Raw genomic sequence first — 22,154 nt, 5'->3', positions numbered from 1 at the left:
GACCGAGAATAGTGCATTCATACGTGTAGCGAAGCCATAACCTGAGGAACCGTATGCGTTAATTGCGCTCGTACGGGTCTGTGGGGGCTCTGGGAGGGTAACCTCCCAGTTCTACCCGGAAGCTAAATCCCGAGGAAGGGCAATGTCTTATTCGATTACAGATAAGTGCATCGGGTGCAGTTTGTGTAAAAAGGTTTGTCCGACAGATGCGATCGAGGGAAAAAGGGGTAAAATTCATACCATCAAACCGAAGCTGTGTATCGATTGCGGGGCCTGTGGTAAGATCTGTCCCCAGGAATCGGTGAAAGATTCTTTTCATAACACCTGCAAAAGGATCAGATTCAGATCGCGCTGGAAAAAACCGGTTATTCACCGGGAAAAATGCATGTCATGCAATATCTGCATTGAAGCATGTCCGGTCGACTGTCTTAAGCTTTGGTATACCAAAGATAATCAGGATATCCGGGGTTATCCCATTCTTGAAAATGAAAGGGCCTGTATCGCGTGTGGTTTCTGTGCAGTTGACTGTCCGGTGGGTGCGATTGAGATGATGGTCATCAACAAGTAAAATAAGCTTAATGGCCAAAACACAAAAGCACGAAATTTATTATTCGTGCTTTTGTGTTTTTAATGGCGGAGAGAGAGGGATTCGAACCCTCGGTGGAAGTTTCCCCCCACACTCGCTTAGCAGGCGAGCGCCTTCAGCCAGCTCGGCCATCTCTCCTTGATTCTGATAAATCTAAGAGGCCTTTGCAAAACGGCACTTTATGCCCGATTTCTGCGTCAGACTCAAATTTCAATCCTCGAAATACTACATGTATTCCTGTGGTTGAAATTTTCGTCTTCCTTGAACTCGAACATAAATTACCATTTTTCAAAGGTCTCTCAGTATACTATTGGCAACCGATGAAAATCGATTTTTTTGATTTTTTGGCGGAGGGAGTAGGATTCGAACCCACGGAGCTGTGACACTCAACGGTTTTCAAGACCGCCGCTTTCGACCACTCAGCCATCCCTCCTTGGTCTAAATTTACGTTTTTAACATTTCACCAACAACAGGTCAATATCTTTCTTGCCGGGAAATTTTCTGTTTCAGCGTACTAAAAATTAATCAACACCTTTTGTTTGTTGACATCAACATCTGAGTATGATTACAACGCACCGGAAAATGAAGTTGGCATTGCCAATCACCACTTAGACAAATGATTAACAAAAAAGGATGAAAGGATGAAACAAAAATATCTGATTTCAAAAGAAAATGATCAAAAAAAACTAATCATCAAAGAGTTTGCGGAACTGGATAAAGAAAGGCTATCTCTTCTTTGTGAAGAAGAGTATGATTATAAAATAATTAAATCTGCGATTTCAAAAGGAAAGGAAGCGCTTATTGCTGAATTAAGAACAAATAATATGTACCCTCCGGGCGTTTATGCAGAGAAAATAGCGCAGGCGGTTATCGATATGTTTGATTCAAAAGACAGTCCACCTATGGAGCTTTTTTTTAATGACATTGATTTACTGATCAAAGGACAAGAAACTTCAGAAGATCTCGACGAAATAGAAAGTATCGTCGATGAAATTGATGAATTGATTGGAGATGATGTTAAGGAAGAAGTTGTAGATAAAGATAAGATAAAAGATATCAAAGCCCCCATTAAGATTGCAGAGGATGACGATGGGGTGGTTACTTAAGACGATTTAACATCTTTTTACTGCTTGACTTTTTTTCTATTTTACCATACCAATAAAATTCTTCTCCAATTTAGTTGGAGATGAGGATTCAATCCTGCTTATAGCGGGACAGAGGCTAAGGATTTAAGGGTTGTTTGCTAAAGACTTTATCTGTGCGTTGAAAATGCTTTCGATTTCTGTGATCTCTCTCTGTTAACGGGTCTCCATTCACCTTTTCAAATAAATCCTAATTTCCGGCTAATAATATCTCAAGTTTCCCATACGCAAGCAAACCCATTATTCATAATTTTTTAGAATTGTTATCCGCCTGATCTATGGAGGGTTACTGAACCTGTGCCCTCTGGGAAAACGCCTGTTCAATTGGAAATTATCCATTTGTTTTGTCTTGATAAACACCCACCAATCGGGAAAGGGCCCCAATTGTATTATGGCTTGACTTTTTCAATATTTTTCAATATTAAACAAAACTTTATATTTCAAGATGTTGTGAAACATTAAACTTTGAGTCATACATTCTATTTTTTAAGGCAGGGAAACTATATAGCTAAGAGGGCTGGGAACTAGCTGTTGGTAAAGACATTCCCTTCCTTATTGTGTTTGTTTGGAGGTTTATGAACCCTTAACAGCATCAAGGAGGTGCCAATGGAAAAGGAAAAACAATTTTACGAGAGGTTGGGAAAAAAAGGGGTTTCACGAAGAGACTTCATGAAATACTGTACCTTCCTCACAGCAACAATGGGGCTTTCATCATCGTTTGTTCCGAAAGTGGCGGAGGTCTTTGCAGCGCCCAAGGAGCGCCCACCTGTTATCTGGCTCCATTTTGCAGAATGTACCGGATGTTCCGAAGCCCTGTTAAGATCTACCTATCCCTTTGTTGATGACCTGGTGTTGGAAATCCTTTCGCTTGAATACCATGAAACCGTCATGGCGGCAGCAGGTCACCAGGCTGAGGAAAATCTTCAAGCCGCATTGAAAAAATACAACGGCAAGTTTATTTGTGTTTGTGAGGGAGGGGTGGCCACTAAATATAACGGTGGATACGGCAAGGTCGGTGGACGCTCCTTCCTTGATATCGCCAAAGATGTTGTTCCCAAAGCAGCGGCTACCATCGCCATCGGTACATGTGCAGCATACGGGGGTGTTCAGGCTGCAGCACCGAACCCTGGTGGATATAAGGGAGTAGGTGATGCCCTGGGTGTCAAAACCCTTAACATACCGGGCTGCCCGCCCAACCCGGTCAACTTCGTGGGAACCGTGGTAAACTATCTCCTCCTAGGCAAACTGCCTGCTTTGGACGACCTTGGCAGACCTCTGTTTGCCTATGGAAAAACCATTCATGATCAGTGTCCGAGAAGATCCCATTTTGAAAACGATGAATTTGTTGAAGAGTTTGGCTCGGAAGAGGCGGCGATGGGATATTGCCTGTACAAGCTTGGTTGCAGAGGTCCTGAAACCTACAATAACTGTCCGGTGGTGAAATTCAACGACGGCACCAGCTGGCCGGTTGAAGCGGGTCATCCGTGCATTGGGTGCAGTGAACCGGATTTCTGGGACAAGATGAGCCCGTTTTACGAGGAAATGTAGCGAGGGGCATGTAAAATTCAACAATAATCCTTTTTAAGAAAAAAGGGAGGAGATAATATGGGTAAGAGAATAACGATAGATCCTATCACAAGAATAGAAGGCCACCTTCGCATTGAGGTAGAGGTTGAGGGAGGCAAGGTTAAAAACGCCTGGAGCTCAGGACAGATGTTCAGAGGCATAGAACTTATTCTTCAGGGGCGGGATCCCAGAGATGCTCAGCATTTTGTGCAGCGCTCCTGTGGCGTCTGAACGTACACCCATGCTCTGTCCTCGGTGAGGGCAGTCGAAAACGCAGTGGGCGTTAAAATTCCAAAGAATGCACGTTTAATCAGAAATCTTCTTCATGGTGCTCAGTTCCAGCATGATCACATTGTTCATTTTTATCATCTGCATGCGCTGGACTGGGTGGACATAGTCAGTGCCGTTAACAAAGCAGACCCGGCCAAAACGGCCAAACTGGCCGACAACGTCAGTAATGCTCCCTGGGGAGGCACGAACTATTTCAAAAACGTTCAGCAAAGATTAAAGACTTTTGTTGAAAGCGGGCAACTGGGGCCCTTTGCCAATGCCTACTGGGGACATCCGGCCTATGTCATGCCGCCGGAAGCCAACCTGATGGCCGCGGCGCATTACATCGAAGCCCTGCGTTTGCAGGCCAAGTCCGCCAGGATGCATGCCATCTTCGGCGCTAAAAATCCGCATCTGCAGTCGCTTGTGGTGGGAGGAATTACCTCTGTCCGGGATTTGGTACCCGATCGCATTGCCGAATTCCTTTACCTCACCAAAGAAACCCAGGAATTTGTGGAAAACGTATATATTCCTGACCTGTTGGCCGTTGCTTCCTTTTACAAGGACTGGGGCGCTGTCGGCGGCTGCACCAATTTTCTAGCATGGGGCGACCTTCCGGAAACCGATGAGGAACCGCAAAGTCTTTTTATGCCCAGGGGTGTGATTATGAAACAAAACATTGGCGGGGTAAAAATGGCCAATCAGTCAAAAGTGACCGAGCATGTCGCTCGGGCATGGTACAAAAAAGGCCATCCCAAACATCCTTACAAGGGCGAAACCCGACCACTCCAAGAGGATCCCAAGTACAGGCCCGGAGGCGGTAAATATTCCTGGTTCAAGGCACCCAGGTATAACGGTGAACCGTGCGAAGTGGGACCGCTGGCAAGGGTTCTGGTGGCTTACGGCAAGGGTCACAAAAAGATCAAACCAATTGTGGACAGTACCCTTAAAAAACTCGGCATTCCGGCTGGGGCTCTGTTTTCAACCCTCGGCCGTACAGCAGCCCGAGGTCTTGAAACCATTGCCATCGGCCAGGCCATGCCGGGCTGGGTCATGGAACTGGTTGAAAACCTTAAATCAGGAGATACCAAAACCTACCAGCCTTGGAAGATGCCGGACAAAGGTATGGGGGTCGGGCTGAATGACGTGGCTCGAGGATCATTGGGACACTGGATTGAAATTGAAAATAAAAAGATAAAGAACTACCAGTATGTGGTACCGTCCACCTGGAATCTTGGGCCCAGAGATGAAAAAGGAAAACTCGGGCCGGTGGAAGAGGCTTTGATTGGAACACCCATAGCGGATCCCAAGCGGCCGGTTGAAGTCTTACGGACGGTACACTCCTTTGATCCGTGCATCGCCTGCGGTGTTCATATAATAGATCCTGATTCCAACCAGGTCTATAAGATTAAAGTATGTTGATATAAAGCTTTTTCTCTTTCAGCCTCCTGATGCAGGGAGGCTGAAAGAAATTTCCTATGCGTTTGCAGGTACCGCAGCTATACGTGCTCAGGGCAACCGGTTTACAGACTATCACAGATTGCCCTGATCACCTAAAGCTGAACAACCTGTGAACGATGACAGGACGGAGATTGGCAACCTTTTTGTTCCGAATGGGTGTGGGCGGATACGAAAAATTAGTGCCGGCCGGTTTGCTATCACTTTTACCCTCCTGCTTCTATTTCCGCAAAACGTATCAAAATGAGTCTTTATGTTAAAAGCAGATTGGATAAATGACTGCCTGCACGCGTAAGTATGGTTATACTGTTTCTCATAAATATATTCCGTTTTAAACGATGAAAAACTCGTATATAAGAAATCGTAAAGAAAGAACTATCTGTCTTTATTATAATTAATTTGAGTATGACAACGACTACAATAAAATAGCAATATTGTACTTAAGTTCTTTCTTAACGATTTCTAATACACTCAGACAGTTTCCTCATTTAAAACGGAACATATTTTTGAGAATTACTATAATGTTCTGGTAAGTTGACTATGGCAAACAGTATAGTATAAACTTGTGGTAACAAAATGAACGCAAAACAAATCATGATCTTAGGGGTAGGTTGTATTCTGTATTCCGATGAAGGCTTCGGTGTGCGGGTGATAGAAAAAATCCAGAAAAACTATACATTTCCCCGCAATGTGACTATTGTGGATGGCGGGGTTTTGGGAGTCAATCTTTTGGGGGTCATATCGCAACCGGATCATCTGATCGTTGTGGATGCCATCAGGAATAAGGGAAATGTCGGTGATATGTATCGACTGACAGGGGAGGCCATACCGGAAAGAATAAGGGCTAAAAACTCGCTCCATCAGGTGGATTTTCTCGAAGCATTAACCCTGTGCCAGGCGCTGGACAAAGTGCCGGAAACCGTAATCGTCGGTGTCGAACCTGAGGATATCGATAAGCTCAGCATTGAATTGACACCGGCCATACAAAAAAAAGTTGATCCTGCAATCGATATGGTTCTCTCAGAGCTTGATCGGCTGGGTGTGTCCTATAAAAAAGGAGCCAGTAAAAATGTGCCTTGCAGTCCCATCTAAAATTACAAAAATTGAAAACGGTATCGGAACCATAGATGTTGACGGTGTAACAAGAACGGCAAGTCTGCTCCTTGTCGAAGATGCGTCAGTTGGCGATTATGTCATCGTTCATGCCGGCTTTGCCCTGCATAAGATTGATGAAAAGACCGCAATGGAATCGTTGAATATCCTTAAAGAGGCGGCTGATTTTGTGGATAAGCGAGAAAAAGAGATAGACGGCGATTGACCATGTCCGAAGATGATGTTGCCAGAAGACTGGAAGTAAGTGGCATTGTGCAGGGGGTAGGTTTCAGACCCTTTGTCTATCAACTGGCAAAAAAGTATCATTTAAAGGGAGATGTTGCCAACACATCCTCAGGGGTGAGTATTTATCTATCGGGACCCTTAAGTGATATTGAATCCTTTTCTCAGGATCTCGTGCAAGACAACCCGCCTTTGTCCCGCATTACTAAGATTTCGATTTTTCCCGAAGCTGTAAAAAATACCAACGGATTTACCATTGCAAAAAGTAAAAATACCACTGGTAGATCCGCCCTTATATCACCGGATGTATCTGTTTGCCAAGATTGTCTCAGGGAGCTTTTTGACCCGGCTGACCGGCGTTACCAATACCCATTCATTAACTGCACCAACTGCGGTCCCCGTTATACCATTATTGATGATATTCCCTATGACCGGCCGAAAACTTCTATGAAACATTTTATCATGTGTAAAAGATGCCAGGCCGAATATGATGACCCGGGGAACAGAAGATTTCACGCCCAGCCAAATGCCTGCGAAGTTTGCGGGCCACATGTGACTTTGTATGATCATACCCGCAGTGAAATTGAAACCGAAAATCCGATGAAAAAAACCGCGGCTCTTTTAAAACAGGGATATATTCTGGCCATAAAGGGCTTGGGCGGTTACCACCTTGCCGCAGATGCGGAAAATAGTGATGCGGTTATCCGTTTAAGAAAACGAAAGCACAGGGAGGAAAAACCCCTGGCCCTTATGTCTGCCGATGTAGAGCATATTCGCCGGTATGCCAACGTACTGACAGAAGAACAGGCCCTTCTTACCTCAATCCAGCGTCCGATTGTTCTCTTGAGAAAAAAGCAGTCCGGAGCATCTGATTTTAAACGACTGGCAGATGAAGTTGCCCCGGGAAACAGGTATTTTGGTACCATGCTTCCTTATACTCCGCTCTATTATCTTCTTTTAAGCCCGGATGTAACGGGACTGGATTTCACCGCACTGGTAATGACCAGTGGAAACATGAGCGAAGAACCGATAGCCATTGACAATGATGATGCTTTCAAACGGCTTTCAGGTATTGCGGATTTTTTTCTGGTTCATAACAGGGATATTTATCTTAGAAGCGATGATTCAATTATAAGGAGATCAGCGGGTGCAGTACGGTTCATACGCCGCTCCAGGGGATATATTCCGGCACCTGTATTTTTGAAAAAAAAGGTTCCGCCGATTCTTGCCTGCGGGGCTGAGCTGAAAAACACCATCTGTCTTACCAAAGATGACAAGGCTTTTTTAAGCCAGCATATCGGAGATCTTGAAAACCTCGCAACCTATGAGTTTTTTCAGCTTACGATCAGGCATATGAAGCGGATACTGAACGTTAACCCTGAAATGATCGTTTGTGACCTTCATCCGGATTACCTGAGCACTCGATATGCCATGGCGCAGGACAGGGTAGAAAAAGTTCGGGTTCAGCACCACCATGCCCATCTGGTAAGCTGCATGGCGGAAAACAAGCTGGTGGGAGATGTGATCGGGCTTTCATTTGACGGGACCGGTTATGGAACGGATGGGGCCATATGGGGCGGGGAGATTCTTGTGGCCGATGAAGAAAAATTTTTGCGTAAAGGTCACATGTCCTACGTGCCGATGCCCGGTGGTGCTGCAGCAATAAAAGAGCCATGGCGAATGGCGGTCAGCTACCTGCACGATGCTTTCGGTCGGGAGTTTACCAACCTTCGGCTTCCGGTTTTAGATAAATTTGATGAAAACAAGATAACCGTCGTTGCAGAAATGATACAAAAAAAAGTCAATTCTCCTGACACATCAAGCCTGGGACGCCTTTTTGATTCAATTGCGGCCATTTGCGGCATAAGAAATACGGTTCATTTTGAAGGGCAGGCAGCCATGGAACTCGAAATGGCTGCCGGTGAAAAGACAGACGACATTTATGACTATGAATGGACTTCGGGAGATGTTCACAGGATTTTGCCCGGGCCGGTGATTAGGGGCATTGTAACAGATATAGAAAATGGGGTTCATACATCTGAGATCAGCAGCAAATTTCATCACACACTGGTAAGGCTTTTTACTGATCTGTGTGAGACCATAAGAAAAGAAACCCAGTTAAAAAGGATTGTTTTAAGTGGGGGTGTGTTTCAAAACTCGCTTCTATTAAGCGGTCTTTTACAAGAACTGACAAAGAAAGGTTTTGCAGTATTTACCCACAGGCTCGTTCCGGCAAATGACGGAGGGATATCCCTGGGGCAGGCGGTAATTGCAGCAGCCGTTAGCGGAGCGTCCCTGCGGTACTAATGGAGCAGTCCTTCGGGTTTTGAGGAGCGGCACTTAAGAGTTAACAATTGACAATTAACTGTTCACAATTCACAACTAATTGTCAATTACGAATTGTTAATTGCCAATTGTGAATGACCAGCGAAGCGATCCTCAAGCGTAACAATCTATAAGCAAAGCGTTCAAATTGCTGGTTGCCACGGCGTCTTGTCGGGGCGTAACTGTAAGCGGAGCCTGAAGCCGAGGCAAAGAAGGAAGCAATTTATGGCTATAAAACACCTGGAAGAATACCGGGATTCAGAGATTTCACGGCGACTGGCAGAAAAGATAAGGAAGATAAGCAAAAAGCATGTCCGGCTGATGGAAGTATGCGGCACCCATACCGTTTCTATTTTTCGCAGCGGTATCCGGTCCATTTTGCCGGATACAATATCACTGATTTCCGGCCCGGGATGCCCAGTGTGCGTAACTACACAAAGAGAAATTGATGCCTTTATTGAACTGTCCAAGGTGGATGATGTGGTTATTACAACTTTTGGAGACCTGATGCGTGTGCCCGGAACAAAGTCATCTTTGCAAAAAGAGCGGGCGGACGGTCGTGATATCCGTATGGTTTATTCCACTTTTGACGCTTTGGAGATCGCACGGAAAAATCCGGAAAAAAAGGTGGTGTTTTTAGGAGTCGGGTTTGAAACCACCGCACCAACCATTGCGGCATCAGTCTGTTCTGCACGGCAGCTGAGTATTAATAATTATTATATTTATTCCGCCCACAAACTTGTGCCTCCGGCACTTGACGCCCTTATGTCAACGGACGACACCGGAATTGACGGCTTTATTCTTCCGGGTCATGTCTCACTGGTTATTGGAACAAATGCATACAGGCCGTTTTTTGACAGACACCGGATTCCGTGCGTGGTGGCCGGGTTTGAGCCTGCGGATTTGCTTCGGGCGATATCGATGTTGGTGGTACAGCTGGAATCCGATTCTCCCAAACTGGAAAATGCTTACCCACGGGCGGTGACACCTGATGGAAACCGTAAGGCGAAAGAAATAATGCATGAAGTCTTTAAACCGGTGGATACATCCTGGCGAGGTATCGGAACCATTTTTAAAAGCGGCCTCGAAATCAGAAATGAGTTTGAAAACTGTGATGCCCAACGGACGATTGAATTTTCGGTGCCGGATTCAAAAGATCCTAAGGGTTGTGCCTGTGGCGAGATTCTGACTGGAGTAAAAATTCCGCCTCAATGCCCCCTGTATAAAAGCGTCTGCACTCCGGTTGACCCCGTGGGTCCATGCATGGTGTCCAGCGAAGGAACGTGTGCGGCTTATTATCGTTATCATAAATAAAAGGTATTTAAAAAATGAATACGGAAAAAATACTTTTAGATCACGGAAGTGGCGGAAAAATATCACATAGTCTCACTACCGATATCATGCTTCCTGTATTTGACAATGCCATCCTCTCTGAACTGGACGACGGTGCGGTTTTGGATATCGAAGGGAAGCGTTTGGCTCTTTCAACAGATACCTATACGGTTGATCCGATCTTTTTTCCGGGAGGAAATATAGGGGATCTGGCAATAAATGGCACGGTTAATGATATTGCCATGTGCGGCGCAACGCCTCTTTATCTCAGCACAGGTTTAATCATTGAAGAAGGATTTTTAATATCAGATCTAAAGGAAATTATAAAAGAAATGGGAATCGCTGCGCAAAAAGCAAATGTTCAAGTTGTCACCGGTGATACCAAGGTGGTACCAAAAGGTGCGGCGGACAAGATATTTATTAATACATCCGGTATCGGGATTATTCCCCAAAACATAGATGTAGCCATCAGCAATGCCCGGCCGAAAGATCAAATTCTGTTGAGCGGCAGTATTGCAGACCACGGGATTACGGTACTTACTCAAAGAGAAGGGATGAGCTTTAAAATGTCGGTCAAAAGCGACAGTGCCCCATTGAATGGAATGGTTAAGCGGATGTTTACCGCAAGTAAGGATATCCATGTACTTCGTGATCCGACCCGTGGCGGGGTAGGAACAGCCCTGAATGAAATTGCCGAAAAGTCAAACATAGGTATCCGTATTTTTGAGTCAAAAATACCGGTTAAAGGTGAAGTGGCCGGGGCATGTGAGCTTTTGGGTTTTGACCCCCTTTATCTGGCCAACGAAGGCAAACTACTCGCTTTTGTGGCACCGGATCGCAGTGAAGATGTTCTTGCGGCTATAAAAGAAGACGAATTCGGAAAAGATGCGTGTATCATTGGAGAGGTGACTTCTGATTCTCCCGGCATGGTGGTGATGGAAACCAAAATCGGCGGAACCCGGATTGTGGATATGCTGACCGGAGAGCAGTTGCCGAGAATCTGTTAATGGCATCGTTAAAAGGCTCATCTACTGCGTTGTAGCGATTTTTCAGAAACTCGACATACTATAAGTATAGTCTCGTCCCTGAAAAACCGCTACGCCTTGTATATAAGCCTTTTAACGATGCCATCCGACGCTTATTTTAAAAAACCAATTCTTTATAAATTCATCAAAGTTTGAAGTTGTGAAAAAAAATATAAAAATATCAATTTGTTTACTGTTTCTATGCCTTCTTGCCTCATTTGTGCACGCAAAAGAAATTCTTATTTCCGGACAAACCATGGGAACAACCTATCATATTAAGGTGGTTGCCCGTCATTTACCAATGATATCCGGTCTAAAGGAAAAAATAGGCAAACGACTCGAAGAGATAAACCAAAGCATGTCAACCTATAGAAAAGACAGCGAAATCAGCAGGTTCAACGCTTTGAAAGTCCCCGGCCAAAGATTTAAGGTTTCTCAGGATTTTGCGCAGGTCATTGTAGAATCTAAAAGACTTTTTAGGCTGACCGGTGGGGCCTGGGATGGCAGCATGTACCCCCTGGTAAATCTTTGGGGATTTGGAAGGTCGGAAAGAAAAAACCGGCTTCCGGCAAAAGAAAACATTACCCGCCTTCTTGACGATGTTGGTTTTGATCATATTGATCTGGTTGACGACAGATATCTTTTGAAACAGAAAGCATCCATATCCATTGATCTGGCCTCGATTGCCAAAGGATATGCAGTTGATCAGGTGGCAGAACTCATTAAAAAAAATAATATGAATAATTTCCTGGTGGAAATTGGAGGGGAGGTTTACGCTTCAGGCGTTAGAAAGGATGGGCGATGTTGGAGAGTCGGTATCAACAGGCCACGGAAAGACGCTTCTTATAATGATATATACAAAATCGTAACGCTTAAAGACAAGGCCTTTGCCACCAGCGGAGATTACAGGAATTTTTTTGAAGTTAATGGGAAACGCTTTTCACATGTACTCGATCCAAAGACAGGATATCCGGTGGAAAACTCTGTCGTAAGCGTTTCGATCATTGCCGACACCTGCACCTTTGCGGACGGATTGGCCACAGCCGTAATGGTTATGGGCTCTGACCAAGGCATTGACCTAATTAATGCCCTTCCTGATGTAGAAGGTCTGGTAGTCATCCGCCGGGCGGGCCGTCTCACAGATTACCCTTCCAGCGGATTTCAGGCCAAGGGTAAGCCCTGAAACGGTGAATGGCTATGAAGAGATAAACCTTTAATAGTATCGCCTTTCGGGAAAAACATAAAACCCGCATGGCATCAGTTCCAGAGAAGTTTACCAGCCGCATTCAGATCCGGAGACCTTTTTGATTTGACATGATTTATAATTTATATTATGAATTATATCAATTATTTTAACATGCAACTCCACGTGGTTAACTGCGGGCATCTGCGACATTACCCATGAGTAAATACTTTTTGCAAAATCTATCTTACAGCGCCATGCTGGATAAGATACTGCAGCGGCCCTGGCTTGTTATTTTGGTGATTACTGCCATCACTTCTCTATTTGCCTATCAGATTCCACGGCTTTCTTTTAAAACATCGATTTATGACCTTGTCATCGAAGACCTGCCTGCCACCCATCGTTATCAGACATTCAAGGACCTTTTCGGATCAGACGAGATTATACGGGTGGTGGTCAAAAGTAATAATATTTTTGACCCGGTCACTTTCAAAAAGATCGAGGAGTTGGCTGAGACCGCTGCCAAAATTAAGGGAGTGCGACGTGTCATCAGCCTTCCCGGAATCCGCAAATCAGTGAATATGTCCGGTAAGGAAAGCCTTGAAAAATTCGCCGCTGTAATGGATGCTGTCAAGCTGTTCCAGAAAAATTTATTTTCCATCGATCATAGATCAACCGCTATCACGCTTGTGCTGGCGCAAGAAGCTGATGCGGAAATGGTGATCAGGGATGTGAAAAAGATGATCGCCGATGCCGCTGAGGATCTTGCTTTGTATCAGATCGGGATGCCACTGGTTTCCCAGGCTTTGGCCCGGTTGACGGAGAAAGATTTTTTCCACCTGCCTCCGATCACCTTTCTTCTCATTGCAGTCGTGCTGTTATGTCTTTATCGCAATCTTTTGCACCTCCTTCTACCGCTGGTTTGTGTTATATTTGCACTGACCTGGACCTTCGGATGCATGGCCTTGACCCGCATTCCACTGTCAATGTTGACCCTTATTGTACCGGTTTTTCTCATCGCTGTGGGGACGGCCTATTGCCTGCACATTGTTTCCGAATACTTAATTCAGGTAAAAGTGGCAGAATCCCCCAAAGGAGCAGCAAGGGCAACATTTGCCACGGCGACTTTTCCCACCATCCTGGCCGTGGCTACCACGGCCATCGGCCTTGGGTCTCTCTTGATCAATAAAATTACAACCATAAGGGAATTTGCCGTTTTTTCCTGCCTGGGCTTATTCAGCTTGCTGGTTGTGCTGCTTATTCTTCTTCCGGCAGTCATGGCTCTTATGCCCTTGCGCAAAAACAGGAAACGTATTGAAAAAGCCGGATTTTTGGATCGAATGCTCGCCTGGATTGTCCGTTTGGACTTGCACCATCAACGCGTTACCTTACCGATCTTTGGCTTTACCACCCTGATATGCCTGATGGGAATTTTCCAGATTCAAGTTGAGACCAACCCGGTGGACTATTTCAAAGAAAATATTCCGGTCAGCCGAAACTTTCATGACATTTACCGGGATCTTTCCGGCAGCTTTCCCATTAACGTATCGATGCAGGGAGACCGGGAAGATTATTTTGAAGATCCTGAACATGTTGCCGATATAGCACGTCTGCAGAAATTTATTGATACCCTTCCGGGGGTGGATAAAACCATATCATTTGCCGATTACATGCAACTTGTCAACTATGCCTCCAATCGGTACGAGCCCAAGTATTACACTCTACCCACAGAAGGCTTTGAAGTCAGGATGCTAATCAACAGTTACCGGATGATGCTCGGGGAGGACATGCTGGTGAGGTTTATGAAACCTGACTTTTCCCAAACCAACATTATGCTGTTAACGCATATTTCCAGTTCACAGGACTTCCTGCAAACCCGTGCAAGGATTCTAGATTATGTGAAAAATAATTTTTCCAAAGATATAGTATGGGATGTGACCGGGCTTGGAATCGTTATTTCCGAGAGCAGCCACCAGCTGACCTCCGGTCAGGTCAAGAGTCTCGCCATTACCATGGTTCTTGTTTTCGGAATCATGTTCATACTTTTTTTGTCAAGCAAAGTCGGGTTTATTGCCATTGTGCCGAATCTTTTCCCCATTATCATCAACTTCGGAATCATGGGCTGGTTCGGAGTTGAACTGTCAATAGTGACCAGCCTGATAGCAAGCATCGCCATCGGTCTGGCAGTGGACGATACCATTCACTACCTGGTTAGATACAATCGAGAGTTTAAAAAGGATCTTGATGAAAAACGGGCGCTGAGAACAACCATCATGCACATGGGGCGACCGATTGTCGCTACAACGCTTTCCATTAGCATCGGTTTTTCCATTTTAACTCTTTCGGGATTCAAACCCACCGCAATTTTCGGCGTCATGATGGTGATTACCATGTTTTCCGCTCTGATTGCAGATCTGATCCTGCTGCCCTCTTTGATGCTCCATTTCGAACTGGTAACCTTGTGGGATTTGGTGCGGTTGAAACTGGGAATGGCACCGGAAAAGGGCATACAACTTTTCAGAGGGTTGTCACGTACCCAGGTTCATTATATTGTCATGGCCGGTTCTCTTAAACGATTTGAAGCCGGCCAGGTTGTGTTTCAGCAAGGCGATCAAAGCGATATCATGTACGTTGTCATCTCCGGCGAATTGAAAGTGGTGGAATACAATAAGGACAAGGGGCAGGCCCAGACGCATGGTATTCAAAAACTGATTACCAAACTTTACATTGGTGATATGGTGGGTGAGATGGGACTTTTACGCAGTGCCCCGCGCTCAGCAACGGTAACGGCCAATAGAGACAGTGAATTATTACAAATCAACTGGAAGATGATACAACGGTTGCAATGGCTGTACCCACCGACTGCGCAGAAATTTCTTTTCAATCTTATGATCCGGTTGTGCGACCGCCTGGAAGATGTGACTGACTGCTTTTCAAGTGAAAGTCTGGTAGACGATCTGACGGGGTTGTACACCAAAAAAGGGTTTATGAAAATCCTGGCCGTAGAAACCAGTAGAGCTTTACGCTATCATGAGGACATCACGCTTTGCCTGATGAGCATTGACTTTAAAGATACGGCTGCTGCTCCTGATTATGATGCCACGGATCGGGTTTTAAAAGTACTTGCCCTCACCCTTACCAGGGAGATAAGAAGATGTGACACCCTCTGCAGACTGGATAACCAAACCTTTGCGTTGCTCATTACACAAGCTACAGTGCAAAAGGCACACACGGTCTGGCACCGCTTAGAGCAGTTGTTAAACGAAAGGCTGGCGACAATAGACGATGCGGCTATCACACTTTCCTTTACCACCGTTAACCTGCTACATAATACGGATAAAAACTATCTTGACCTCATGAACCGAGCCATGAAAGCATTTGGGCAAACAAGAGAGGAAAAATCCCCAAAGCTTTCATGACATAAGTTTTTCATTGTTTAAACCGGAATTCATTAGAAACAAACGTTCGTTTTTCAATCTTAGTTCGGTTCGCCCGGGGAATTGGCTGTTTGCCCGGTGCCAGACTTTTCCATCTTATCTGGGAATGAACGTACGGCAGCTATCTCGCTGAGATTAGATTTGAACCAAGCCCCAATGGACAAAATCCCACGGCGGCGTTGATCGTCTCTGCCTGTATGGGTTTGACTGAGAGGATAGGGGACGTTTACGATGCCGATCTTATTTGTCAGTCTGGTACCGGGCAAACAGCCAATTACCCGGACGAACCTTTGGTTTCATGCATCATTGTGCCCAGTCGGGTATAAAAATAATGACAACCAGTATAATGTGACAATATTATTGACATCCGATGACTGGTTTTGTATTTTCCCTTTTATTTTTATTGGAGTAACAATTTAAAGGGATAGATTTGATTTTTTTGAGAGCGTGGAAATTTTTTCAAAGGAGAGGTTAAAAAAAATGGAAATTGTCGTTTTATTAAAGCAGGTTCCGGCAACAGAATCACTGGTAAAAATCGCTGATGACGGGGTATCAATCAGAACCGATGACATAAAGTTTGTCATGAACCCTTATGATGAGATTGCGGTGGAAGAGGCGCTGAGAATCAAGGAGGCACAGGGAGGAAAGGTGACCATCATTTCAGTGGGAACCGATAAAACCGTGGAGGCGATTCGAACTGCTCTGGCCATGGGTGCGGATGAGGGAATATTGATTAACGATCCGGCAGCAGCAGGGTGTGATGCTCTTGGTATTGCACGAATTCTTGCGGCTGGACTGAAAGATCTTCCTCACGACCTGATTATAGCCGGACAGCGTGCGGTTGATGATGATAATTATCAGGTGGGGTCGGCTGTGGCAGAATTTATGGGCATTCCATGCATCTCTATGGTTATTAAGGAAGAGATTGCTGACGGAAAGATCAAATGCCAACGAAGCATTGATGGTGGAACCTCGGTTGTTGAGGCGCCGCTACCAGCCCTTTTTACTACCCAAAGGGGATTAAACGAACCTCGTTATGCTTCTCTTCCCGGTATAATGAAAGCAAAAAAGAAGCCTTTAGATACCAAAACGCTGGCTGATATAGGGCTTGATCAGGCAAAAATCGGGGAGCCGGTCATCCGGATAAAGGCGATGAAATTTCCTCCGGAAAGAGAGGGAGGGACTATTATTGAAGGTGAAACGGCTCAGGATAAAGCTGTTGAACTGGTCAAGTTATTACATGAAGATGCAAAAGTCATTTAGATGAGGAGATAAATATGTCACAGGGAATACTTGCAATAGCAGAACAGATAGATGGTGCTTTTCGAAAAGTAACTTATGAAGCTTTAAGCGAGGGAAAACGCATGGCCGGCAGTTTAGGCTGTGATCTGACCGCGGTGGTTTTAGGATCAGGTATTGAGGATATTTCAAAAGACCTTGGGAAATATGGTGCTGACCGGATTCTGGTTGGCGATAACCCGGCATTGAGCGAATACCTGACAGATGCCTATACCAATGTCATTGCAGACATCATTGAAAAAGAAGATCCGGCAGCCGTGATTTTAGGTTCATCGGTACAGGGAAGAGACCTTTCGGCACGCCTCTCGGCGCGTTTGGGCGCAGCTCTTGCCATGGATTGTGTGTCAGTCAGCGTAGACGGTGAAAATTTGGTTGTTACCCGTCCGATGTACGGGGGCAAAATTCTGGCTGATGTCGCGCTTGAAGGCAAACTTAGAATTGTGGGGATTCGCCCCAACGCCATGCCCATTGCAGAGTCTGAAGGAGCTGGATCGGTGGAAAAGATCGATGTGGATGCCGGGAAAACCGATATGAATTTCGTTGAAAAGAAACTGGAAACCGGGAAAATCGATTTGACTGAAGCGGATGTAGTGGTATCCGGCGGAAGAGGCATGGGCGGCTCTGATTATGCTGTAGTTGAAGAAATGGCCGCATTACTCGAAGGAGCTGTGGGGGCCTCTCGATCTGCCGTGGATGAAGGATGGAGGCCACATTCAGACCAGGTGGGGCAGACCGGTAAGGTTGTTTCACCAAATTTATATATCGCTGCCGGAATATCAGGAGCCATTCAGCATCTTGCCGGTATGTCGTCTTCCAAAGTCATCGTTGCCATAAACAAAGATTCAGAAGCTCCCATTTTTTCAAAAGCAGATTATGGAATAGTGGGCGATCTTTTTGAGGTTCTTCCTCTGGTTACAGAAGAAATAAAAAAGTTAAAAGGATAGACGAACACGTAGGCAATAGCCGCTAAGTAGTGAAGCTGATGAACTTGTAGATCGTTTTTCGAATCCGACACCATTCGGTGTCGGCAGGTTTTTAAAGGCTGCTTGTATTTCAGGCAGCCTTTAAACTTTGGTGGCGCCGTAAAAATATGAATTTACTAGGAAAAGCACTGAACTCGCAGATTAATTTCTCAAGTTTCGCACCCCCTATCTACGGTGGAGCCGGAATTGTTAAAGCGCCGATTGGTGTTAAGGGTGTGAATCGAGACAGTTATATTATTTTCTTCCAGGGGATATGAATTGAATCGGTTGCAGCGTGTCCGGATATTTGGGATACAGTCTATCCGTTGCTAAACAATATAAAAGGGACGGTCTATCCCAAATATCCGTACACTGCGAAAAGGTAGAGCAGATGACCCACATATCCCCTTACAGAAAAAAATATAACCGTTTCGATTCACATCTGATTTTATATGTTACCTGCCGTCAGGGCATTACTTTCCGACAAACCGGGGTGCGAAACTTGAGAAATTATTAAACCAAGATATTCTTTGTGTTCTCTGCGAGCTCTGGGGTGAAAAATGACTTTTTATAAATCTATCAAATTCAGACGTATTTAAAAAATGAAACTGAATCTTGTTAGCCTTGGGTGTGCCAGGAATCTGGTTGACAGTGAGATTATGCTCGGACGGCTGAGAGAAAAGGGATGGACCATCACAGAAGATCCTGCCGAGGCTGAAGTCATCATTGTGAACACCTGCAGCTTTATTGAGCCTGCTGCGAATGAATCGATTGATACCATTATTGAGCTTGCCGGGTATAAACAAAATGGCGCATTAAAGCGGCTTATCGTGACAGGTTGCCTTCCCCAGCGGTTTGGACAAGAGATAGTCAACACCCTTCCGGAAGTAGACGTTTTTTTAGGTACAGGCGCATTTGACAAAATTACAGAGGCTGCCGGGGGCTTCCTTGGTTCAGATTGCCTTTTGCCGAATCCTGACTTGTTGCCCCTCCAGGAGCAGAATACGCCAAGGGTTCAAAGTTCCTCCTATATGGCTTATGTGAAGATCGCCGAAGGATGCAGCCGGCATTGTACTTACTGCATTATCCCTGAACTTCGGGGAAAACAGAAAAGCCGGTTGCCTGCAGATATCATTACTGAAGCGAGGCATTTATATTTTTCCGGCATCAAGGAACTCGTACTGATTGCTCAGGACACAACTGCCTATGGAAGGGGTTTACCTCAGAATTTTAATTTTTCACAGCTTTTAACAGACCTTGCGGGCATATCCGGATCCACCCGGTGTGATTCAGGAAGGGCAGGCTGTGCCGACAATCTGTGGGTCAGGGTTCTTTACATGCATCCGGAGAGTATTGAAGATTCGGTGGTCAAAGCGGTTGCAGAAAATGAAAATATATGTTCATATTTTGACATTCCGATTCAGCATGCCGCCAACGGGGTTCTAAAGAGAATGGGACGGAATTACAGCCGTGACGACCTGCGCAGGTTGATTGATAAAATCAGATTGCGTATTCCGCATGCTGCGATCAGGACCACTGTAATCGTTGGTTTCCCAGGAGAAACAGATACGGACTTTGACAAGCTGCTTTCATTTGTTAAGGACTTGCGCTTTGATCATCTGGGGGTTTTTATCTATTCTGATTTTAAAGATCTTCCATCGCACCGATTGGCGGATCATGTTGAGCAACAGGTAGCAAACATGCGCTATAATCGACTGATGTCCGTTCAAGCGAAAATATCCAGGGAAAACAATTTAAAATATGCCGGCAGGGTTGTAAAAGTGCTGGTGGAAGAAGAACTTGAAGAAAACCTTTATTCAGGCAGGACTTTTTTTCAGGCACCGGATGTGGATGGTTTGACCTATGTTAAGCCCGGCAAGTTGCATTCCGGTATAAGGATAGGCTCTTTTACTGACGTCAAAATTACTGAAACAGAAGAATATGACCTTAGAGGAGAAGCCGTATGAGTAATCTAAAGCAGGAAATTCTTGTCATGGTGAAAGATGACCTTGCGGCGATTGAGGTCGCCCTTGAACAGAATTTAAATCCGTATCTTGACCTGATTTCAAATGTCGCCCGTCATATTTTGTTCTCCGGAGGAAAGCGGCTGAGACCCCTGCTTATGGTTCTTTCTGCAAGACTTTGCGGCTATAAAGGAGATTATGACAAGACGTTTTCAACCGTTTTCGAATATCTGCATGCAGCGTCCCTTTTACATGACGATCTGATAGATGATGCCACCATGCGGAGAGGCAAGCCTGTGGCCCATTCAATCTGGGGCAATTCTGCGGCAATTCTGGTGGGTGATTTTCTTCTTGCACGCTCCCTTTCTATTTCAGTCAAAACAGGGAATATGAAGGTGATCAAAACCATTGCCACCATTACTGAAAATATGTCCCAGGGTGAAATACATCAGCTGATGCGTAAAGGAGAGTTGGACATTTCAGAAGAAGAATACATGGAGGTGATCAGACGGAAGACGGCCGTCTTATTCCAGGGAGCCTGTCGCATAAGTGCAATCATCTCAGCTGCATCGGATGAAAAGGAAGAAGCTCTTTCAGATTACGGTTATCATCTAGGGCTTGCGTTTCAAATGGCGGATGACCTTCTGGACTACACCTCAGATACAAAAGCACTGGGGAAAGAAGTCGGGGCTGACTTAAAAGAAGGGAAGCTGACCTTGCCGGTTATTTATTCTCTTAAAGCGGCGGATATAAAAGATCGAAACAGGATGGAGCATATTATAAAAAATAAAGATTTTTCTGTTAATGATTTTAAAACACTGTTAAAGTTGTTACTAAAGTATAAAGGGATTTCCTATACACAAAAGCTGGCATCGGATCATATTGAGAAGGCAAAAAAAGCCCTTTCGATATTTGATCCTTCAGAAACAAAAGAAATTCTGATAAAAGTGGCAGATTATGCGCTACACCGGAAAGCATAGTGGAGCAAAGCACTCCAAAAAGGGTGGAGGTAAAAAGAATGCCTTTATTTAATAGCTTAGTAAAAAAAGTATTTATTACCGTATTTTTCATTGCTGCTGTGATGATTGCATTCGGCTTTGACATGGCAGATGCCCAACAGACAAAAGACACCTTCATTGTTATGGGGACCAGCCGTGTCAAGAAAGAAAACGTTTCCGCTGCAAGAAAGGAAGCAATAAAAAACTGTCTGGTTACCGCAGTGGGTCTCAAGGCAACCGGCCTGATGAATATTGATTCGATGATTGAAAATTTTGAGACGTTTAATGAAATACTTTACACCAATATCGATAAGTATATCAGAGGATACAAGGTGCTGACTGAGGCCAGATTCGAAAGTACTTACCGGGTAATGGTTCAGGTCAATGTTTCCAGCCGAACGATAGAAAGAAACCTGACAAGAGCTGGAATCACCAAAGAAAAAATGACGATGCCGAAGATTCTTTTTTTCATCGCACAGCAAAGTATTGATGACACCTCACCAAAATACTGGTGGGGGAAGGGCATGCCTTTTGTGAACTTGGCTTCAGAAAAAGCCATTGTTGATGCAATGAAAGAAAAAGGTTTTAAAATAATAAAGCACGGACCGCGCATTCAGAATATGGCCGTTAGAATGGTTGCCGATGACCCAGATCTTAAGGACCGGGAAGCTATCGATTTTGCGACCAAAATAAACGTGGATGTGATCATTATCGGAAGTTCAGTTGCAAATCATTTGTCTAACACCATGGGTACAGACATGAAATCGTTTAAGGGCCTGACAGACATTCGTGCATTATTGGTAAGAACGGGCAAGCAGATTGGTTCCATAAGCAGAACAGCAGTAACCGCGAACGTGAATGAATTTGAAGGGGGGCGGGAAGCGCTTTCTGGCGCCGGAACCCTGGCCGGTGAAGAGATCGCCAGGCAGATCGTATCGGCGTGGCTTAAAAAGGATGAAGACACTGAAAACTTTGAAATCCTTCTAAAAGGAGCCGGGAATCTGGCCAATTTTGTTATGTTTCGCAGAATGCTGAGTACCATAGAGGGGGTAAAGTTTGTCCAGGTAAAAGAGCTTAAATCCGATAAGGCAAAGATTCGGGTCGAGTATAGCGGGAAAACCAAAGAGCTTGCAGCTGCCTTGATGCTGAAGGCTTTTGAATCGTTTGGCATAAATATTTATGATGTAACAGATAGCCAGCTAAAGATAGAGCTGATTGGAAGTCAATCTTCTATAGAGCAATAATCAATTCGTAACAAATCGAAATTACCGG

General features: G+C 44.9%; 16 protein-coding genes and 2 tRNA genes. 16 read left to right on the top strand and 2 right to left on the bottom strand.

The window, feature by feature from the left end:
* The first annotated feature begins 142 nt into the window (after positions 1 to 142).
* Positions 143 to 568: a 4Fe-4S binding protein gene (locus tag SWH54_00555; protein MDY6789739.1), complete on the top strand. Its 426-nt coding sequence runs from the start codon at positions 143 to 145 to the stop codon at positions 566 to 568.
* 63 nt (positions 569 to 631) lie between these two features.
* Here the strand turns inward: SWH54_00555 and SWH54_00550 are convergent.
* Together SWH54_00550 and SWH54_00545 are read right to left on the bottom strand one after the other, a co-directional pair.
* A tRNA-Ser gene (locus SWH54_00550) sits at positions 632 to 724 on the bottom strand.
* A 207-nt stretch (positions 725 to 931) separates the two neighbouring features.
* Positions 932 to 1,019 (bottom strand) — tRNA-Ser (locus SWH54_00545).
* Positions 1,020 to 1,227: 208 nt separating this feature from the next.
* Between SWH54_00545 and SWH54_00540 the strand changes: the two genes are divergently transcribed.
* The 15 genes from SWH54_00540 to SWH54_00470 all read left to right on the top strand — a co-directional run bounded on the left by SWH54_00540 (position 1,228) and on the right by SWH54_00470 (position 22,126).
* A complete protein-coding gene (locus SWH54_00540; protein MDY6789738.1) occupies positions 1,228 to 1,692 on the top strand; it encodes a hypothetical protein in 465 nt (154 codons plus the stop codon).
* 642 nt (positions 1,693 to 2,334) lie between these two features.
* Positions 2,335 to 3,276, top strand: a complete 942-nt coding sequence (locus SWH54_00535; GenBank protein ID MDY6789737.1) for a hydrogenase small subunit — start codon at positions 2,335 to 2,337, stop codon at positions 3,274 to 3,276.
* 57 nt (positions 3,277 to 3,333) lie between these two features.
* Positions 3,334 to 4,986, top strand: a complete 1,653-nt coding sequence (locus SWH54_00530) for a nickel-dependent hydrogenase large subunit (protein MDY6789736.1) — start codon at positions 3,334 to 3,336, stop codon at positions 4,984 to 4,986.
* A gap of 612 nt (positions 4,987 to 5,598) precedes the next feature.
* Positions 5,599 to 6,114 (top strand): HyaD/HybD family hydrogenase maturation endopeptidase, encoded by a 516-nt coding sequence (locus SWH54_00525; protein MDY6789735.1) that lies wholly within the window; start codon positions 5,599 to 5,601, stop codon positions 6,112 to 6,114.
* Entirely contained in the window at positions 6,092 to 6,340 is a 249-nt protein-coding gene (locus SWH54_00520) for a HypC/HybG/HupF family hydrogenase formation chaperone (GenBank protein MDY6789734.1), read from the top strand. Before SWH54_00525 ends, SWH54_00520 begins: the two co-directional genes overlap by 23 nt.
* 2 nt (positions 6,341 to 6,342) lie before the next feature.
* Positions 6,343 to 8,664, top strand: a complete 2,322-nt coding sequence (hypF, locus tag SWH54_00515; protein ID MDY6789733.1) for a carbamoyltransferase HypF — start codon at positions 6,343 to 6,345, stop codon at positions 8,662 to 8,664.
* A gap of 243 nt (positions 8,665 to 8,907) precedes the next feature.
* Positions 8,908 to 9,996: a hydrogenase formation protein HypD gene (gene hypD / locus SWH54_00510; protein ID MDY6789732.1), complete on the top strand. Its 1,089-nt coding sequence runs from the start codon at positions 8,908 to 8,910 to the stop codon at positions 9,994 to 9,996.
* A gap of 14 nt (positions 9,997 to 10,010) precedes the next feature.
* Complete coding sequence (hypE, locus tag SWH54_00505) at positions 10,011 to 11,021, top strand: hydrogenase expression/formation protein HypE (protein ID MDY6789731.1); 1,011 nt, start codon at positions 10,011 to 10,013, stop codon at positions 11,019 to 11,021.
* Between the two features lie 274 nt (positions 11,022 to 11,295).
* A complete protein-coding gene (locus SWH54_00500) occupies positions 11,296 to 12,222 on the top strand; it encodes an FAD:protein FMN transferase (GenBank protein MDY6789730.1) in 927 nt (308 codons plus the stop codon).
* 218 nt (positions 12,223 to 12,440) lie between these two features.
* Entirely contained in the window at positions 12,441 to 15,641 is a 3,201-nt protein-coding gene (locus SWH54_00495) for an MMPL family transporter (protein ID MDY6789729.1), read from the top strand.
* Positions 15,642 to 16,139: 498 nt separating this feature from the next.
* Entirely contained in the window at positions 16,140 to 16,922 is a 783-nt protein-coding gene (locus SWH54_00490) for an electron transfer flavoprotein subunit beta/FixA family protein (GenBank protein ID MDY6789728.1), read from the top strand.
* Between the two features lie 14 nt (positions 16,923 to 16,936).
* A complete protein-coding gene (locus SWH54_00485; GenBank protein MDY6789727.1) occupies positions 16,937 to 17,902 on the top strand; it encodes an electron transfer flavoprotein subunit alpha/FixB family protein in 966 nt (321 codons plus the stop codon).
* A 620-nt stretch (positions 17,903 to 18,522) separates the two neighbouring features.
* Positions 18,523 to 19,887 (top strand): 30S ribosomal protein S12 methylthiotransferase RimO, encoded by a 1,365-nt coding sequence (rimO, locus tag SWH54_00480; GenBank protein MDY6789726.1) that lies wholly within the window; start codon positions 18,523 to 18,525, stop codon positions 19,885 to 19,887.
* Positions 19,884 to 20,864: a polyprenyl synthetase family protein gene (locus tag SWH54_00475; protein ID MDY6789725.1), complete on the top strand. Its 981-nt coding sequence runs from the start codon at positions 19,884 to 19,886 to the stop codon at positions 20,862 to 20,864. The genes rimO and SWH54_00475 overlap by 4 nt, the downstream gene beginning before the upstream one ends.
* Before the next feature lie 38 nt (positions 20,865 to 20,902).
* Positions 20,903 to 22,126, top strand: coding sequence for a hypothetical protein (locus SWH54_00470; GenBank protein MDY6789724.1), 1,224 nt, complete (start codon positions 20,903 to 20,905; stop codon positions 22,124 to 22,126).
* Positions 22,127 to 22,154: the final 28 nt, after the last annotated feature.

The sequence above is a fragment of the Thermodesulfobacteriota bacterium genome, from assembly GCA_034189135.1.
Lineage (GTDB): Bacteria > Desulfobacterota > Desulfobacteria > Desulfobacterales > JAUWMJ01 > JAUWMJ01.
This window is presented reverse-complemented; position numbering and strand designations above follow the sequence as displayed.

Excerpts from the sequence above, each read along its gene's own strand:
- hypF (MDY6789733.1), top strand. The coding sequence starts at position 6,343 with ATGTCCGAAGATGATGTTGCCAGAAGACTGGAAGTAAGTGGCATTGTG.
- SWH54_00555 (MDY6789739.1), top strand. The coding sequence starts at position 143 with ATGTCTTATTCGATTACAGATAAGTGCATCGGGTGCAGTTTGTGTAAA.
- SWH54_00500 (MDY6789730.1), top strand. The coding sequence starts at position 11,296 with ATGGGAACAACCTATCATATTAAGGTGGTTGCCCGTCATTTACCAATG.
- SWH54_00535 (MDY6789737.1), top strand. The coding sequence starts at position 2,335 with ATGGAAAAGGAAAAACAATTTTACGAGAGGTTGGGAAAAAAAGGGGTT.
- SWH54_00540 (MDY6789738.1), top strand. The coding sequence starts at position 1,228 with ATGAAACAAAAATATCTGATTTCAAAAGAAAATGATCAAAAAAAACTA.
- hypD (MDY6789732.1), top strand. The coding sequence starts at position 8,908 with ATGGCTATAAAACACCTGGAAGAATACCGGGATTCAGAGATTTCACGG.
- SWH54_00490 (MDY6789728.1), top strand. The coding sequence starts at position 16,140 with ATGGAAATTGTCGTTTTATTAAAGCAGGTTCCGGCAACAGAATCACTG.
- SWH54_00495 (MDY6789729.1), top strand. The coding sequence starts at position 12,441 with ATGAGTAAATACTTTTTGCAAAATCTATCTTACAGCGCCATGCTGGAT.
- rimO (MDY6789726.1), top strand. The coding sequence starts at position 18,523 with ATGAAACTGAATCTTGTTAGCCTTGGGTGTGCCAGGAATCTGGTTGAC.
- hypE (MDY6789731.1), top strand. The coding sequence starts at position 10,011 with ATGAATACGGAAAAAATACTTTTAGATCACGGAAGTGGCGGAAAAATA.
- SWH54_00525 (MDY6789735.1), top strand. The coding sequence starts at position 5,599 with ATGAACGCAAAACAAATCATGATCTTAGGGGTAGGTTGTATTCTGTAT.
- SWH54_00470 (MDY6789724.1), top strand. The coding sequence starts at position 20,903 with ATGCCTTTATTTAATAGCTTAGTAAAAAAAGTATTTATTACCGTATTT.
- SWH54_00485 (MDY6789727.1), top strand. The coding sequence starts at position 16,937 with ATGTCACAGGGAATACTTGCAATAGCAGAACAGATAGATGGTGCTTTT.
- SWH54_00520 (MDY6789734.1), top strand. The coding sequence starts at position 6,092 with ATGTGCCTTGCAGTCCCATCTAAAATTACAAAAATTGAAAACGGTATC.
- SWH54_00475 (MDY6789725.1), top strand. The coding sequence starts at position 19,884 with ATGAGTAATCTAAAGCAGGAAATTCTTGTCATGGTGAAAGATGACCTT.